Consider the following 14,249-nt stretch of genomic DNA (forward strand, 5'->3'; position numbering starts at 1 on the left):
GGTCCGTTCGTTATAAGAATTTATGCTAATGAGACCGCTTTTTGCTTCTTATAAAATGCGATGAAATTTTGTACGACTGTATCTAAGAACTGAATCGTCGCTTCATCGGTCAAGTCGCCTTCTTCATTCATCTTTGTATGGACCGCCCCGATAAACACATCGTTTCCGGGCAATAAAGTAGGTGCCAACGCAGGGTTGGATAAGATTTCGCGCAAGTGTATTTGTGCTCTCACTGTACCAAGTACACCCATCGAGGCGCCGACGATGAAGCCGGTTTTTCCGTGCAACGTGAAATCTCCTCCACGAGATAGCCAATCTATTGCATTTTTCATTGCACCTGGAATTGAGTAGTTGTATTCCGGCGCTGCGAACAATACAGCATCGGAATCTTTGACGTCCTCTTTGAATGCGCGGACTGCAGGAGATGGATCGCTTTCGATATCAATAGAAAACATTTCCAAATCGTTAATGAGCACAGGAACAATCTCCAATTCGTCTTGATAGCGTTTTGCCATGTAGTTGACCAGCTTCAAATTATACGAAGTAGAACTTGTGCTGCCGATGATTGCTTTTACTTTAATTGTCATAAAGAATGGCCCCTTTTTTGTGTGTTTAAATTCTACTTATTATCATAGCGCTTGTAGTTTCAAATCACGAATCATTTGCTTATATTCTGTAACATTTCGGGTTTCTTATCCGTCTGATTGAATAGTTAGAATTTAAATTGAGGAGGAAAGTATATGCGCAAAGTTTTATATTCCGGCGTGATCGCATCCATCCTATTAGTCAGCTGTGATTCTACAAACCAAGCAGATCCGCCTAAAGAAACAATGGAAGAAACACCATCGGGTTCTTCTGCCACTGCTGCCCCAACAGAGCGCAAACCTACGAAAGACGTTGTGTTTTCAGTAGAAGGACAGGATGAGACGATTAAAATGGATTTAATGGAAGGCAGAGAATCGCTTTATTCCTTTTACGTGGATAAAGAGCGCTATCAATTTGAGAGGCTTGAAAATTTTGATGTGTTGACTCCTGTCGAGCCATTACCTGATTCATATCCCGAAGTGAAAATGGAAATTCGATACATTCACAATCAATCTCCAGATGAAGTAAAGGAAGAAGTAAAAAAGGATCTTAGTTTTACAGTAGAAGAAGAAACTGTTACATCCCCTGTCCAAGCCACTTCGCTTCACGGTACTTCTGGCATTGAGCCGGACAGTCAAGTTTTTATGGCTTATTTGATGGATGCTGGAGAAGCCGGCACTTTGCTCATTACTGAAGCCTATTCACTTGAAGTACAGGAAGGTCATGGTGCCCGATTTTTTCAAATGCTGGAAACGCTTGAAATCCAACAATGACAAATCAAAAAACCCGACAAAGACTTCTCCTGTCGGGTTGAGTTTTTAGTTGTCTGCATTATGATAAACATTTTGCACATCGTCGTCATCTTCAAGCGTATCGATCATTTTTTCGAATTGCTCTTCTTGTTCATCCGACAATTCAGCATACACAGATGGTACCATATCGACTTCCGCTGAAACAAACGTAAACGCCTCTGCTTCCAGTGCTTCTTTCACTGTCAGGAACTCAGACGGCTCCGTGAGGATTTCAAATCCGTCTTCAGTAGAGAGTATATCTTCCGCACCTGCTTCTAAAGCCAACAGCATGATCGCATCTTCATCAATCTCTGCTGTACGTTCGATAAAAAGTCGTCCCTTTCGTTCGAACAAATAATTGACAGAGCCGGATTCCCCTAAACTACCGCCATTTTTATTGAAAGCAACTCGGATATTCGGACCTGTACGATTACGATTTTCTGTCAGGCAATAGACGAGCACAGCTACTCCGCCCGGTCCATAGCCTTCATAAATAACTTCCTCGTAATTTTCATCCGCACCAGCCCCTGTTGCTTTATCAATCGCCCGCTGAATTACATCATTCGGGACGTTCGCGCTTTTCGATTTATCGATTGCTAGACGTAGAGCGGGATTCGTGTCTGGATCGTCTCCGCCAGACTTTGCCGCGACGTAAATCTCTCGTGACATCTTCTGAAAGATCTTTCCTCGTTTTGCATCCTGTGCGCCTTTTCTGTTCTGGATATTTTTCCATTTGGAATGGCCAGCCATGGATCAAACCTCCTACTTCATCATTCGCTCTACATCATACCATAATCTCGGCCATTGCGAGAGTGCGGTCTCCGTAAAGAGGAGGAGTTTGCTGACCATACGTTGTTGCTGAGCTGCCGGAAGCGACAGTAAATGCAGCCATTCACGCAGCATTTCATTGGGATACAGTAATTTTGCCAACGCTTGGTTGGACAAGTGCTGCAATGCGGGATGCTCGCCCATTAAAAAAGAAGGATTGTACGTAATCTGCGGTAACACACGATGCATCCACAATACAAGCTCATCTTCCTCAGCTCCGAGACACGCTAAATCAAAATCAATGAAACGAATTAGGCCGGATCCATCACGCAAAATATTATGATGGACGACATCACCATGTAACAAGGTCAATGAATTATTTGATGAAGGCTGTTTCTTGCTGATTTTCAAGGCTTCTTTGCCATAAACAAGCAACTCTTCATACATTTTCGGAGAGAGAAATTGCTGGCAAATTTCTCGAAGCTCCATGAACCTGGCCAGTCGGACCTCCCATTTCTCCAGCATATGATAATGAGGGAGAAATGACATCGACGGCCAATCAATATACGAATTTGTATCATGCAATGCCTGCAGCGCATTGAAAGAATCGATCCGGTCAATCCTTCGTTTGAAATTGACGGCTTTCGCTCCTTCAAGCCATGGCTGCATGATGAGTAATGGGTCCTTTTCTTCTAACACTGACACGATATGCGGGAAATGATGTACATTAAGTAATTGATGAAGTTGTCGAACTTTCACAGCTTGTGCAAGGGATGCATACTTCTTTACAGAATATACCCGTCCGCCGGCTTCCATTTTCCATACATTCTTTTTTATCTTTGTAAATCGTTGTTCAGCTGTCATATCCCATTATTGGTTTCTATACCAATCATCCTGAATGGGCATCGGATAATGCGATTCGTTCTGCTGTCCGAATGGCGGGTGCATCTGCTGTGGGTATGGACCTGGATACGGCAGCGGCATCATCGACGCTGGCGGGTAACACGCCATTGGATACCATTGCATTGGCGGCTGCGACGGCATGCATTCCGTATTCATCGGCCATTGCGGCTGAATCGGCCACTGCGGCGAGCAGTAATCCTGATTAGACGGACACCATGAGGCAGGTGTACAAGCTTTCGGCGGAATGGACGGCTGATTTGGCATCGGCATCGGCATTGGCTGCTCTACTTTTGGTGGAATTGGCTTAGGTTGCGTAACAGGTGGTTTTGGCTGCATGACGGGCGGTTTCGGTGTCGGAAGCGGCTTAATTGGCATGTGCAGAGAACTGGACTCGAGCAACTGCCAGCCGTCCGGCATAGGTGCAGGTTTATGATGATGCGGCGACTCATCATGACAATCTATCGGTGCTTTTGGCGGCAACGGCTTAATCGGCGCTTGCATAGGCGGATGTATCGGTTGTTGCGGCATATGTGGGTGGCAGTCTGCATCGAAAATCGGCATCCATCCACAAATCGGGAAAACTGCTTGCCACATTGGTACGCTCGGCATATTCGGCATCATCGGCATCTGAGGTGCCGGCGGTGTTTGTGGCTCCAATGGCTGTTGCGGATATTGCGGCGTTTGCGGTGTCTGTGGCTTCTGCGGCAGTTGCGGCTTCTGTGGCGGCGGTGTATGCGGCTTCTGAGGTGTCTGTGGCATCTGCGGTGTCTGTGGCATCTGCGGCATCTGTGGCAGTGGCGGTACCTGCTGTGCTGGAGGATGCGGTTTTTCAGGTTTTGGCGTTGGCTTCGGTGCCGGCGTCGGCGGTTTCATCTCTGGTTGACTTGGTTTCGCTGGCTTTTGTGGTGTCTTATCATGCGGTTTGGATGATTCACCTTTATGAGTCGGCTTTTTCTTATCCATCGGTAAAAATATTTTCATCCCAGGCACAATATAATCCGGATTGGCCAAATGCGCATTCACTCGCTTCAATTCTTCAAATGGAATATTGTATTGCCTCGCAATTTTCCATAATGTATCACCTTTAACGACAATATGAACTTCCACTAACATTTCCCCCTTCCATCAATCCATCGTATGAACGGACGCCTAGATTGGTGACTCTTATTTAGGCTTCCTCTCTTGTTATGTATATTCGGCAGGGAATTCTTTATTACAAAAAAAGATCCACCCTCACATGGAGGTGGATCGCAAAATGTAGATAACTATTAAAGTTATAAAGATAGAAATGCAAGAAAAGAATATGAGGCTTGTGGTCCGGGGATTTGCGCTCCAGATGGGACGCTTTCTTACCTCTAGTCAAGGGTTTTGTTAGAATAAAAGATACGTACTATGATTTACTATCCGAATAGGCGTGTGAAACCACAGCTAGTGAGCACCCCGGGATTTCCGCTCCAGACGGTACGCTTTCCGGGGGGCGTGGCCTTGAGCCTCCTCGTTCGCTTCGCTTCCTGCGGGGTCTCAAGACGCACGCTGATCCCCCAGGAGTCGACCGTCTTCCGCTCCAATCCTATATAGCGAGCGAAAGAAGCCATCCCCCGTCATGATCTAATTGCTTAAACTGAAAAAATTAGTAAAATCTGAGCTTTATTTTTGCATATGCTAAATAGACCTAACGAATTGCTGTTTTTCGAAAGGAGAAATGTGCTATAGTAAAGCTATCCTTTTACGCACTAGCCATGGCGAATGCATAGTTATAGGGGATGCTGTGTTGAATAAGGTGAAATGCGACTTTCAGGAACTTATTCACACAAGCGATCACCGCAACCTTATGAGGCTTACTCTGGGGTTGCTTTTTTAATTGGTCATAGTAATCAACAATGGTATTTTGTGTTCGTTTTCGTAAAGAAATCATGGAAATAACCATGAAGTACAGAATCTTCCTTAACCTACGGTTCCCACGTTTATTGATTCGATCTTGATAGTGGAGCTTCCCTGACTGATACCGTTGAATATCAATACCGGCGTACGCATTCACCTGTTTGTTATTTTGAAAACGGCGAATGTCTCCCAACTCTCCAATAATCCGAACAGCGGTAGCTTCTCCAATGCCTGGAAAAGATATGAGCACTTGAAAATCGCTACGTTCCTTTGAAAGTTGGACCATCTGTTTGATGATCTCTTTTTTCTGGCGTTTCAGTTCTTTGACTCGTTGGGCACACTCCTTTAGGTGCTGACACCGCACATCTGTCGCCTGAATGGCTGGATAGGAATTTTCAGCAGCTGCCAGTAGAAGTGCTGCCTTTTTCTCCGCTTGTTGAAGTGATATATTTTTGAGCGAAGTCTCTTTCACTCGGCTCTGTATCTCTTCCAACGATAAACCCTTTATCAAATCTGGATGAGGGTAATGTTGTACGATTTGTAAGAAGTGAAGAGAACTCCTAGAGAACACGTCTTCCAATAAGGGAAAGCTTAACTGCAGAAATGCATGTAATCGGTTCGCATATTGTCGACTTTCATGTTCTAAATCGTCGTAGTACCTTCCCAATGCCCGCATTTGTTCAAAATATTCTTCGTGTACATAGGTTTTATTCCGCTCTGTCTTGAAATGCGATTTAGCTAGTTCATGTGCATCGCTGATATCCGTTTTGTGTCGCCGCATACTACCTGTAGCCATTTGTAGTTTAGCTTGTAGAGGATTTATACGGCTATAAGGATATTGCTCGTTCTGTAGGAAGCGCTCTAGGCCCTGCGAATAAACACCGGTTGCCTCGAATACGATTTCTGGTAGTTGACCGTCTAGTTTCCTAACTAAATTAATCTGTTCTTTTAGTGAACGGAACCCCACTGTTGTATGTTCCACTTCACCTTCGTAATGACACTGCTGATTGTCGTCATAGATCACCACCGCGCTTTTTCCCATACTGACATCAAACGCCATTACATAACTCATCTTGTTTCCTCCTTTTGACCATTCATAGAAGTCTTCACAGTGCCTCATCGATTCCACTTTCTTATACACGATCTCGAAGATCCAACATACTAAACTGATTCAAATAAGGATGTGAAGTGAGTCGGTTTCCTTGTACGGATTCTAAGATCCCAGCGTCCCTGCGACTTTCCTTCACTTCTACCATAAAAAATAGTAGCACAAACCATGGACTTGGTCTGTACTACTAATGTTAGTATGTTTCCGTGGGGCGCGGATGAGCCGCTTCCCTCGCTTCCCTCGCTTCGCTCAGTCCAGGGTCTCATCATTCGCACTAAGTCCCACAGGAAAAGTCGTCACGAAGAACGGCTTTTGCGAACATAAGCGAAGCGTTGAGAGCACATCTTTGCCTTTCGCCCATCTTCCGCTCCAATCCCTATAAAGTGAACTGTAGTACATAGCGAACTCACTGTATGTAGTGTAAGTTATCGCTTCCTTCGACAGAAAAACATCTGTACTTTCCCGGGCTATTACTTACTGCACTTCGTATTTTCCCGGGATAGACAGTCAACTCACTAATTTCAGTAAAATATGGTAGTTGATCGCAGTGGAAGGCAAAACAGACTTCTTGAGGGATCACCGTAAGCCTTGAGACCCCGCAGGTAGCGAAAGCCGTAACGCTTCGCTTTTGCGAGTAAAAGCGAAGCGTTAGGAGCGAGGTGGCTCAAGCCACGCCCCCGGAAAGCGCCCGCCTGAAACGAAGATCAACGTTACCATTAGCCACTTGTCAATTCTTTCGTCCAAAAGCACAGATCCTCCCTCACTCAGAGGATGGATCTGTTTCATAGACGTAATAGGAGCCGAATGATCGAGCGGTGCAACCGAGCGCAGCCAACTCTTCCATGGCGCCTTTCATCATCGGATGATCGTCGGATTCATTAACATCGATAATAAAGAAATAATGACCGAGTCCAGTCTTAAGTGGTCTCGATTCAATTTTGCTTAAATTTAGGCGCCGCCATGAAAATACGGATAAAATCTGATGGAGCATCCCTGCTTTGTCATCTTCCGGCAGCTTGACCATAAGCGTAGTCTTTTTTGATGCCGCATGATTTTTATGATCGAGTATTTCTTTCCTTAACGATAGCACGACAAACCGCGTATGATTGAAATGAAAGTCATGAATATTTTCTTCTACTATATGTAAGCCGTACGTTTCTGCCGCAAGCCGATTGCCGATTGCTGCAATATGCAGTGCGGGTTGCTCAGAAATATATTTTGCTGCTGCCGCTGTGGATGTCGTCTGAATCAAAGGAATCTTGCGATAACGATATTGCAAGAACTTATGACATTGCGCAAGCGCATGAGGATGCGATTGAATGGACTCCAATTGATCCGTAAAGTCTTTCTGTGCTTTATTCACCATTAGATGCTGTCCGATCGGCGTGGAAATTTCCGCTGTGATGAATAATTCTCCGCCATGGAATAAGTAATCAATTGTCAACGGCACCGAGCCTTCCAGCGCATTCTCTAAAGGTACGACAGCATAAGCTACATGACCTTCCGTCACTGCTTCGATACAATCTGGAATGGTCGGACGGGGCGTCAAGCCTTTGTGGCCGAATAACTCAGCTGCTGCAATATGAGTAAAAGATGCTTCCGGCCCTAAATATGCAACAGATGGTGTGTAATTAGTATCATTCAATGTATTTTCATCTCCTAACTAGTTCGTCTTGCCTTATTTCAGAAGACACCTGAACTGATTAAATCAACGGAATCAATGAATCGGGGAGCTTTCAGTCGTTGTAGAAAAGCTTCCACTTTAATTTCCATTTCCGTTACATCGAGCGATAGCGTGATATTGGCACGCCCCTGTACAGGAATCGTCTGGTGGATCGTCAACACATTGCATTTTGCCTCTGAAATAATTTCCAGCAGCACGGCCAATGACCCCTTTAAATCTTCCAATTGAATAAAAATCGTCAAGATGCGGTCCCGCGCGATCGATTCGAACGGGAACACGGCATCACGATATTTGTAAAAGGCGCTACGTGACAAACCGACCCGCTTCGTAGCTTCTTGGATCGTTGTCACTTCGCCTCTTGCCAACATTCTCTTTGCTTCCAGCATTTTTTGCATGGATTCTGTCAAAACATCTTCACGGACCAAGTAAAACTGGCCTTCCCCAATTTGTTCCATTTGGCTCCCCCCACAACGAGCAATTACATTTGACGACTTATTCTAAGAACTCGAACTCATAGTTCAAGATCCGTACGATATCGCCGTCTTGTGCACCTCGTTCACGCAATGCATCGTCGATACCCATACCGCGCATCTGTCGTGCAAACTTCCGCACAGATTGATCGAAATTGAAATCCGTCATCTTGAACAAGCGCTCCAATGTGTAACCGGACAATACATACGCACCGTCGTCATCTCTAGAAATAACAAAGTCAGGACCGGTTGCCTCATGTTTGTACAAGACAGAATTCGCTTCCTCTTCTTCCTCTTCCAACATTGGGAATTCAGGCGTTGTTTCCAATAAATCCAGAATTGCATACAGCAATGGATCCAATCCTGTTCTGGTCAATGCCGAAATCGGGAATATTTGTATATCTTCGTCTCCCAGCGCTTTTTTGAATTCCGCTAAATTCTCTTCCGCATCCGGCATGTCCATTTTATTGGCTACTACAATCTGCGGCCGTTCGGTCAGACGCATATTATATTGCTCAAGCTCCGCATTGATGGTCTGATAGTCTTCGAAAGGTTCGCGCCCTTCGAGTCCAGACATGTCAATGACGTGGACGATAACACGCGTCCGTTCAATATGTCGCAAAAACTGATGGCCGAGGCCGATTCCTTCATGCGCTCCTTCAATCAGGCCAGGCAAATCCGCCATAACAAATGTACGGTGATCATCCGTTTCCACCATCCCTAAGTTCGGTACAAGCGTAGTGAAGTGATAATCGGCGATCTTCGGCTTGGCTGCCGAAACGACAGATAACAAGGTGGATTTTCCGACACTCGGGAAACCTACCAATCCAACATCAGCCAATACTTTCAATTCCAGTATGATATCACGGCTGACACCTGGCTCACCTTTTTCCGATAGCTCAGGAGCTGTGTTCTGAGGTGTCGCAAAACGGCTATTGCCGCGTCCTCCACGTCCCCCGCGAGCGATGACAGCTTGCTGGCCGTCTTCTACAAGGTCTGCAATGACTGTGCCAGTTTCCGCATCTTTTACGACGGTGCCGGGCGGAACTTTCACGACTAAATTCGCGCCACCGCGTCCATGCATATTCTTACTTCCTCCGTGCTCTCCACGCGGTGCTTTAAAATGACGCTGATAACGGAAATCCATTAACGTACGTAGACCTTCGTCAACGACAAAGATTACATCCGCGCCTTTTCCGCCATCCCCTCCAGCAGGGCCGCCATATGCAATATACTTTTCTCGGCGAAACGCGACCATACCGTCGCCTCCGTCGCCACCTTTAACAAATACTTTTACGTGATCCACAAACATTATTTATAATCCTCCTAATTGTCCACTGATGATAAACGTCCATTGACCCTCTTCAGCGCAGACTTCAACCGTAAGCAGAGATGAATTCTCGCTTATGTTCATTTGCTTTGCATGTATTTCTGAAAACGTCATTTGAATACTCCACCCTGCTGCATCTGTCCTGACTGTGATTTCCACTGGACATTCTGCATATTGGTCGATCTTCGGTATAACGTCCTGTACAAGACGTTCCAAGTAATCCACAAGTACTTCGTCAATCTGTTGCACTTCTATTTTCGATGCGATGTCGCAATGCAGGTGGCTTTTAAAGACTGGGTATCTCCAGTCCAATGTAGTCAACCACTCTTCCGTTAGCGGCATACAAAGTTTCTGAAGCATTGCAAGTTGCTGCATTTCTGCTGTTTTGTCCAGGATGCATTTTCTGGCTTCCTTATACTTGCCCATGTCCAAATACATGAGCAATAATTGCAGGTCATTCATATGGTCATGCCGACTGTATCTCATGGTGTCGGACACATTTAATTCGATATTTCCCATTGTTTTCACCGCCAGCTGAATTCGTACTTCTTAGTATAGCATTTACGTACGGAAATCACTAAAATAATCAACAAAGAAATAGAAAAAGGACTGCATCAAGTGCAGTCCTTTTTCTATTTCGTCATGCTATCCAATTATGCTTCTTGCACTTCTGGGTAGACGCTGACTTTCTTTTTGTCGCGGCCAAGGCGTTCGAAACGAACGATGCCGTCAACTTTTGCGAAAAGAGTATCATCTCCACCGCGACCAACGTTTTCACCTGGGTGAATTTTTGTTCCGCGTTGGCGATAAAGGATTGAACCACCGGAAACGAATTGTCCGTCTGCACGCTTAGCGCCAAGACGTTTCGATTCGGAGTCACGACCGTTCTTTGTAGAACCTACTCCTTTTTTGGATGCGAAAAACTGAAGATCCAAACGTAACATAGCTGCCACCTCCTACTTGGTAAAGGATAATTGTATATATTGCCCATAGTCTAATTCAATCGTTTGTAAAGAAACGATCATTGCTTGCACGATCAGTTGGACTTCCGTGTCCCGCTCCGTTTCCGGAAACGACACTCGCAAGTATCCACCGTCCGCTCCTTGCTCGATCATAGGTGTAGTTCCAGTAAGTTCAGCGATTGCATTGACCGCCCCGAAGGATACGGCTGAAGCGCCTGCACATACTAAATCTTTACCGTGTTCTGCAAATTCAGCATGACCGTCCATCTCAAAAGCTGAGATGCGCCCAGAAGGCTCTTTTGTAATTCGGACATGTATCATACCGAATTATAGATTGATTCCGTCGATCACGATTTTCGTGTATGGCTGACGGTGACCTTGTTTTTTGTGGTAGTTCTTTTTCGGCTTGTATTTGAAAACCGTAATTTTCTTTCCACGGCCTTGCTTGACAACTTTACCTGTTACAGTAGCGCCTTCTACGAAAGGAGCACCTACTTTCAGGTCATCCCCACCTACTAAAAGGACTTTGTCAAATGTTACAACCTCGTCAGCTTCACCAGCAACTTTCTCGATGAAGATTTCTTGGCCCGCTTCAACTTTGATTTGTTTTCCACCAGTTTCAATAATTGCGTACATACTTGCACCTCCTCTATTTACTCAGACTCGCCTTCACAGGTGATTCGCTCTCGAATGCTTGTACCTGATCAGTGCGGTTGTAGCACGGGTGCTACAAACAATAACAGTAAAATATTATCACATAGAAATCTCTTGGTCAAGGGATATATTTATTGAGTGAAAGAATAATTTGAAAGTGATCCGGGATTTGCCCTCCAGGCAGGTACGCTTTCGGGAGGGCGCGCGGTGAGCCAGCCGTCGCGAGCTCCTTGGCTGTCTCACCTGTCAGAGCAAAGATGTGCTCCTTTTCACTCGCGCCCCGCGGAAAGCGTCCGCCTGGAACGGAAATCAACGGGTTCTACGTTTTACTTTGAGTGCAAGTCATCTATTTCAGTTTATATATTATGAACGCCGTCTTGCTGAAGAAATTTGTTCAAATACTTGCTCGTACTTTCGGAAACGATAGGAGATGATGTTTTGAACCGCTAGGAAAGCAGCTACAATTGTGTAAGGAAGGCTTTCTGGCAGATACATGCTTAAAAATAAAAACAAGGCAATTGACGCGATGATGGAATAGAGCGTGAATATCGAGCGTGAGGAGTATTTATCGTCTTTACTTTCCAGTAATACGGAGAGTGCTTGTCCACCGTCTAGAGGCAGGATGGGTAACAAATTGACGGCCAGCAATATGAGTTGAATTTGAATAAGCTGAGCGCTTCCCGGGAATGAGACGAGTAAAGCAATGAGTAACAGAACGGCTGTCGCGAGCGGTCCGCCAAGTGCTACGATCAGCCGTTGCTGTTTTGTTGCCAACTGACGATTGACGATTTGCAATTCTCCTCCGTACGGCAAGATTGTGCAGCTGCGAACATTCATCCCTGCTTGTTTGGCAGCCCATATGTGTCCAACCTCATGGAATAATAGTGAAAATAAGATCATGGCATACAATGAGACGCCTCCGACAATCATAAAAAATAAAAAAATCGGCAATAAAATTGGATGAATGCGAAATTTCATTCGAGGTCGCCTGTCATATAGGTTGCGAGTACTGTAGGCTCCAATGGAATACCATTGCGTTTCACACGTATATACACAGCGTCTTCATCCATCATGGCGATTTCATCCCCTCGTCTGACGGTTGTATAGGGTAACGTCGAAAAAGAACCGACAAATCCGTACGTCACCTCGTCTCCATTGTCATACTGTATCGTCACCGTTTTGCCTGACTGGCGGGTATAGCCTGTAAATACAACGAGTCCGTTTCCTTGTGACGTTATCGATAATGGTTGAGTGTACGAAATAATCGCACCATCTTGGTAAGGCTGAAACGATTCATATTTGGCGAATGGGTCGAATGCTGCTTCAGCTGATACTGTGATGGATTCATCATCCGCAATCCAGGAGGAAACCCATTTTTTCATGACTACAAAATCTTTACCTGTTGTGACGTATTGCGTTATAGGTATGTTGACGAGTTGGCGTTCTTCCATTTTTGACAGAGCGACTACAGACACAGTCAAAAGAAAAGCGATTATCCATTTGGTTTTCCACTTCACCACTTCCCCTCCCTTACCTGCAGTGTATGAAAGAACGGCTCTAGAAATGCGGGTGGAAAATAGACGCAAAAAAACTCAGTACCTTAATGGCACTGAGTTTCATTTCAATTATTTACTAAACAATGATTTCAATTTACCGAAAAATCCTGTTTTCCCTGTATCCATGGACATCAACGGCACAGATTCACCCAAAATGCGGCGTGCAATATTCCGATAGCCTACAGCAGCCGGATTGGAAGGGTCCATCACGACAGGCTCGCCTTTATTGGAAGAAGAAATCACGTTTTCATCGTCTAAGACGATCCCTAGCAAGTCAATCGACAAATGTGTTGTGATTTCATTGACGTCAAGCGCATCTCCGCTCTCCATCAAACGGCCTTTTATTCGGTTGATGATCAATTTTGGTGGTTCTATATCTTTTTCTGATTCCAGTAGTCCGATGATCCGATCTGCATCACGAACGGCAGAAATTTCCGGAGTCGTGACAACAATTGCCCGATCCGCTCCGGCAATGGCATTTTTATATCCTTGCTCGATTCCTGCAGGACAGTCGATCAAAATATAATCGTAATCCATTTTTAATTCTGTGATGAGTTTTTTCATCTGCTCTGGAGACACGGCGCTTTTATCCGTCGTCTGAGCAGCCGGCAATAAAAACAGACGATCATCGAAGCGCTTGTCTTTTACAAGGGCTTGATGTATCTTACAACGGCCTTCGACGACATCGACAAGGTCGTAAATAATCCGGTTTTCCAAGCCGAGAATAACGTCTAAATTTCGCAGACCGATATCAGTATCAATTAAACAAACTTTTTTTCCTTGTAATGCAAGGGCGGTGCCGAGATTGGCGGACGTAGTTGTTTTACCGACGCCACCCTTACCAGAAGTAATAACAATTGCTTCTCCCAAATTATATACCTCCTTTAAATGTAGCAAGGCCCGGACGTAAATGTCGGAGTTCTTGGAGGCGGTCAATCGCAATCTGTCCATTATCATGGATGTACGCACATTCCATTTCAGGATGTTCGGAAAGGATCGTCAATTCATCCGTCATCGTCTCCATTTTATCCGCAATTTTCAAATGCGTAGCCTCCAGCCAAGAAGCAGCTATCACGGCTTCCAAATTACCTTTGGCTCCCGCATGCGCTATGCCTTTCAGCCTACCCAAAATGTAAATACTCCCACCCGCAATAACTTGGGCATTTGGATTCACATCGCCAATAATGACTAAATCGCCAGCCGCCTTTACGATTTGTCCTGATCGAACAATCCCAATATAGGTTTCGGATTGCTTCTCGATCAGCTTTTGCTGACATTCTTCCAACGATATGACATCACTCTGAACCTTTGAAACTCGTAAATGAGGAGAATGATGAATGACCGAGAGAATGCTTTTCATGTCTTGTTCGTCACAATAACGGTGCCCTGTATGCAACTGCACTTCTGCAACGCCTTCGAGTCCGGTGCCCTGTACTTTTTCCTCCAGCTCTTCCAGCAGCTCGGAAAACGAACAATGGTCGTCCAGCCGAAGCACCAAGCCGTCTTTTGTTCCTTTTATGGTTACCATTTGTGATTTTGTCACCCACATCACCTCGC

Annotated in this window: 17 protein-coding genes, 2 pseudogenes and 1 other annotated feature; of the genes and pseudogenes, 2 read left to right on the forward strand and 17 right to left on the reverse strand. The window is 45.2% G+C overall.

Annotation, left to right across the window (positions count from 1 at the left end):
• Positions 1-20: 20 nt before the first annotated feature.
• Positions 21-587 (reverse strand): NADPH-dependent FMN reductase, encoded by a 567-nt coding sequence (locus tag MKX97_RS09375; protein ID WP_009497471.1) that lies wholly within the window; start codon positions 585-587, stop codon positions 21-23.
• A 153-nt stretch (positions 588-740) separates the two neighbouring features.
• Here MKX97_RS09375 and MKX97_RS09380 point away from each other — a divergent pair, with 153 nt between their 5' ends.
• Positions 741-1,358, forward strand: coding sequence for a hypothetical protein (locus tag MKX97_RS09380; RefSeq protein ID WP_342535835.1), 618 nt, complete (start codon positions 741-743; stop codon positions 1,356-1,358).
• A 45-nt stretch (positions 1,359-1,403) separates the two neighbouring features.
• Here the strand turns inward: MKX97_RS09380 and MKX97_RS09385 are convergent, their stop codons facing one another.
• Genes MKX97_RS09385 through MKX97_RS09395 form a run of 3 tightly spaced genes read right to left on the reverse strand, consistent with a single transcriptional unit; the run spans position 1,404 to position 3,656 of the window.
• A complete protein-coding gene (locus MKX97_RS09385; RefSeq protein ID WP_078816755.1) occupies positions 1,404-2,126 on the reverse strand; it encodes a YebC/PmpR family DNA-binding transcriptional regulator in 723 nt (240 codons plus the stop codon).
• 12 nt (positions 2,127-2,138) lie between these two features.
• Positions 2,139-3,008, reverse strand: coding sequence for a phosphotransferase (locus MKX97_RS09390; RefSeq protein WP_009497474.1), 870 nt, complete (start codon positions 3,006-3,008; stop codon positions 2,139-2,141).
• Positions 3,009-3,014: 6 nt separating this feature from the next.
• Positions 3,015-3,656, reverse strand: a complete 642-nt coding sequence (locus tag MKX97_RS09395; protein WP_290367070.1) for a hypothetical protein — start codon at positions 3,654-3,656, stop codon at positions 3,015-3,017.
• Between the two features lie 27 nt (positions 3,657-3,683).
• Here MKX97_RS09395 and MKX97_RS09400 point away from each other — a divergent pair.
• Positions 3,684-3,930, forward strand: a pseudogene (locus MKX97_RS09400) (hypothetical protein); the annotation flags it as partial.
• A gap of 92 nt (positions 3,931-4,022) precedes the next feature.
• On the opposite strand, the pseudogene MKX97_RS09405 reads toward MKX97_RS09400, so the two are convergent.
• From MKX97_RS09405 to minC, 13 genes and pseudogenes are all read right to left on the reverse strand, one after another.
• Positions 4,023-4,160, reverse strand: a pseudogene (locus tag MKX97_RS09405) (LysM peptidoglycan-binding domain-containing protein); the annotation flags it as partial.
• A gap of 613 nt (positions 4,161-4,773) precedes the next feature.
• Positions 4,774-6,000: an IS110 family transposase gene (locus MKX97_RS09410; protein ID WP_078818701.1), complete on the reverse strand. Its 1,227-nt coding sequence runs from the start codon at positions 5,998-6,000 to the stop codon at positions 4,774-4,776.
• 796 nt (positions 6,001-6,796) lie between these two features.
• Positions 6,797-7,681, reverse strand: coding sequence for a prephenate dehydratase (pheA, locus tag MKX97_RS09415; protein WP_221836603.1), 885 nt, complete (start codon positions 7,679-7,681; stop codon positions 6,797-6,799).
• A gap of 38 nt (positions 7,682-7,719) precedes the next feature.
• Positions 7,720-8,175, reverse strand: a complete 456-nt coding sequence (locus MKX97_RS09420; protein ID WP_009497478.1) for an ACT domain-containing protein — start codon at positions 8,173-8,175, stop codon at positions 7,720-7,722.
• Positions 8,176-8,212: 37 nt separating this feature from the next.
• Positions 8,213-9,502 (reverse strand): GTPase ObgE, encoded by a 1,290-nt coding sequence (gene obgE / locus MKX97_RS09425; RefSeq protein ID WP_009497479.1) that lies wholly within the window; start codon positions 9,500-9,502, stop codon positions 8,213-8,215.
• A 3-nt stretch (positions 9,503-9,505) separates the two neighbouring features.
• Complete coding sequence (locus MKX97_RS09430) at positions 9,506-10,039, reverse strand: Spo0B domain-containing protein (protein ID WP_221836599.1); 534 nt, start codon at positions 10,037-10,039, stop codon at positions 9,506-9,508.
• Positions 10,040-10,173: 134 nt separating this feature from the next.
• Positions 10,174-10,464, reverse strand: a complete 291-nt coding sequence (rpmA, locus tag MKX97_RS09435) for a 50S ribosomal protein L27 (protein WP_009497481.1) — start codon at positions 10,462-10,464, stop codon at positions 10,174-10,176.
• A gap of 12 nt (positions 10,465-10,476) precedes the next feature.
• Positions 10,477-10,803 (reverse strand): ribosomal-processing cysteine protease Prp, encoded by a 327-nt coding sequence (locus MKX97_RS09440; protein ID WP_221836597.1) that lies wholly within the window; start codon positions 10,801-10,803, stop codon positions 10,477-10,479.
• A 6-nt stretch (positions 10,804-10,809) separates the two neighbouring features.
• A complete protein-coding gene (rplU, locus tag MKX97_RS09445) occupies positions 10,810-11,118 on the reverse strand; it encodes a 50S ribosomal protein L21 (RefSeq protein WP_009497483.1) in 309 nt (102 codons plus the stop codon).
• Between the two features lie 13 nt (positions 11,119-11,131).
• Positions 11,132-11,207 (reverse strand) — a sequence feature (ribosomal protein L21 leader region).
• A gap of 292 nt (positions 11,208-11,499) precedes the next feature.
• Positions 11,500-12,114 (reverse strand): M50 family metallopeptidase, encoded by a 615-nt coding sequence (locus MKX97_RS09450; protein WP_078816761.1) that lies wholly within the window; start codon positions 12,112-12,114, stop codon positions 11,500-11,502.
• Positions 12,111-12,653 carry a peptidoglycan DD-metalloendopeptidase family protein gene (locus MKX97_RS09455; protein WP_078816762.1) on the reverse strand — a complete coding sequence of 181 codons (543 nt, stop codon included), beginning with the start codon at positions 12,651-12,653 and terminating at the stop codon, positions 12,111-12,113. The genes MKX97_RS09450 and MKX97_RS09455 overlap by 4 nt, the downstream gene beginning before the upstream one ends.
• Before the next feature lie 108 nt (positions 12,654-12,761).
• On the reverse strand, positions 12,762-13,562 hold the full coding sequence (minD, locus tag MKX97_RS09460; RefSeq protein WP_040759193.1) for a septum site-determining protein MinD: 801 nt from the start codon (positions 13,560-13,562) through the stop codon (positions 12,762-12,764).
• 1 nt (position 13,563) lies between these two features.
• Positions 13,564-14,241, reverse strand: a complete 678-nt coding sequence (minC, locus tag MKX97_RS09465) for a septum site-determining protein MinC (protein WP_078816763.1) — start codon at positions 14,239-14,241, stop codon at positions 13,564-13,566.
• Positions 14,242-14,249: the final 8 nt, after the last annotated feature.

Origin of the sequence: Sporosarcina sp. FSL K6-3508 (assembly GCF_038615825.1) — a bacterium.
Lineage (GTDB): Bacteria > Bacillota > Bacilli > Bacillales_A > Planococcaceae > Sporosarcina > Sporosarcina newyorkensis.

Excerpts from the sequence above, each read along its gene's own strand:
- minC (WP_078816763.1), bottom strand. The coding sequence starts at position 14,241 with ATGTGGGTGACAAAATCACAAATGGTAACCATAAAAGGAACAAAAGAC.
- MKX97_RS09420 (WP_009497478.1), bottom strand. The coding sequence starts at position 8,175 with ATGGAACAAATTGGGGAAGGCCAGTTTTACTTGGTCCGTGAAGATGTT.
- obgE (WP_009497479.1), bottom strand. The coding sequence starts at position 9,502 with ATGTTTGTGGATCACGTAAAAGTATTTGTTAAAGGTGGCGACGGAGGC.
- MKX97_RS09385 (WP_078816755.1), bottom strand. The coding sequence starts at position 2,126 with ATGGCTGGCCATTCCAAATGGAAAAATATCCAGAACAGAAAAGGCGCA.
- MKX97_RS09410 (WP_078818701.1), bottom strand. The coding sequence starts at position 6,000 with ATGAGTTATGTAATGGCGTTTGATGTCAGTATGGGAAAAAGCGCGGTG.
- MKX97_RS09375 (WP_009497471.1), bottom strand. The coding sequence starts at position 587 with ATGACAATTAAAGTAAAAGCAATCATCGGCAGCACAAGTTCTACTTCG.
- MKX97_RS09430 (WP_221836599.1), bottom strand. The coding sequence starts at position 10,039 with ATGGGAAATATCGAATTAAATGTGTCCGACACCATGAGATACAGTCGG.
- rplU (WP_009497483.1), bottom strand. The coding sequence starts at position 11,118 with ATGTACGCAATTATTGAAACTGGTGGAAAACAAATCAAAGTTGAAGCG.
- MKX97_RS09440 (WP_221836597.1), bottom strand. The coding sequence starts at position 10,803 with ATGATACATGTCCGAATTACAAAAGAGCCTTCTGGGCGCATCTCAGCT.
- MKX97_RS09390 (WP_009497474.1), bottom strand. The coding sequence starts at position 3,008 with ATGACAGCTGAACAACGATTTACAAAGATAAAAAAGAATGTATGGAAA.
- MKX97_RS09380 (WP_342535835.1), top strand. The coding sequence starts at position 741 with ATGCGCAAAGTTTTATATTCCGGCGTGATCGCATCCATCCTATTAGTC.
- MKX97_RS09395 (WP_290367070.1), bottom strand. The coding sequence starts at position 3,656 with ATGCCGAGCGTACCAATGTGGCAAGCAGTTTTCCCGATTTGTGGATGG.
- MKX97_RS09450 (WP_078816761.1), bottom strand. The coding sequence starts at position 12,114 with ATGAAATTTCGCATTCATCCAATTTTATTGCCGATTTTTTTATTTTTT.
- rpmA (WP_009497481.1), bottom strand. The coding sequence starts at position 10,464 with ATGTTACGTTTGGATCTTCAGTTTTTCGCATCCAAAAAAGGAGTAGGT.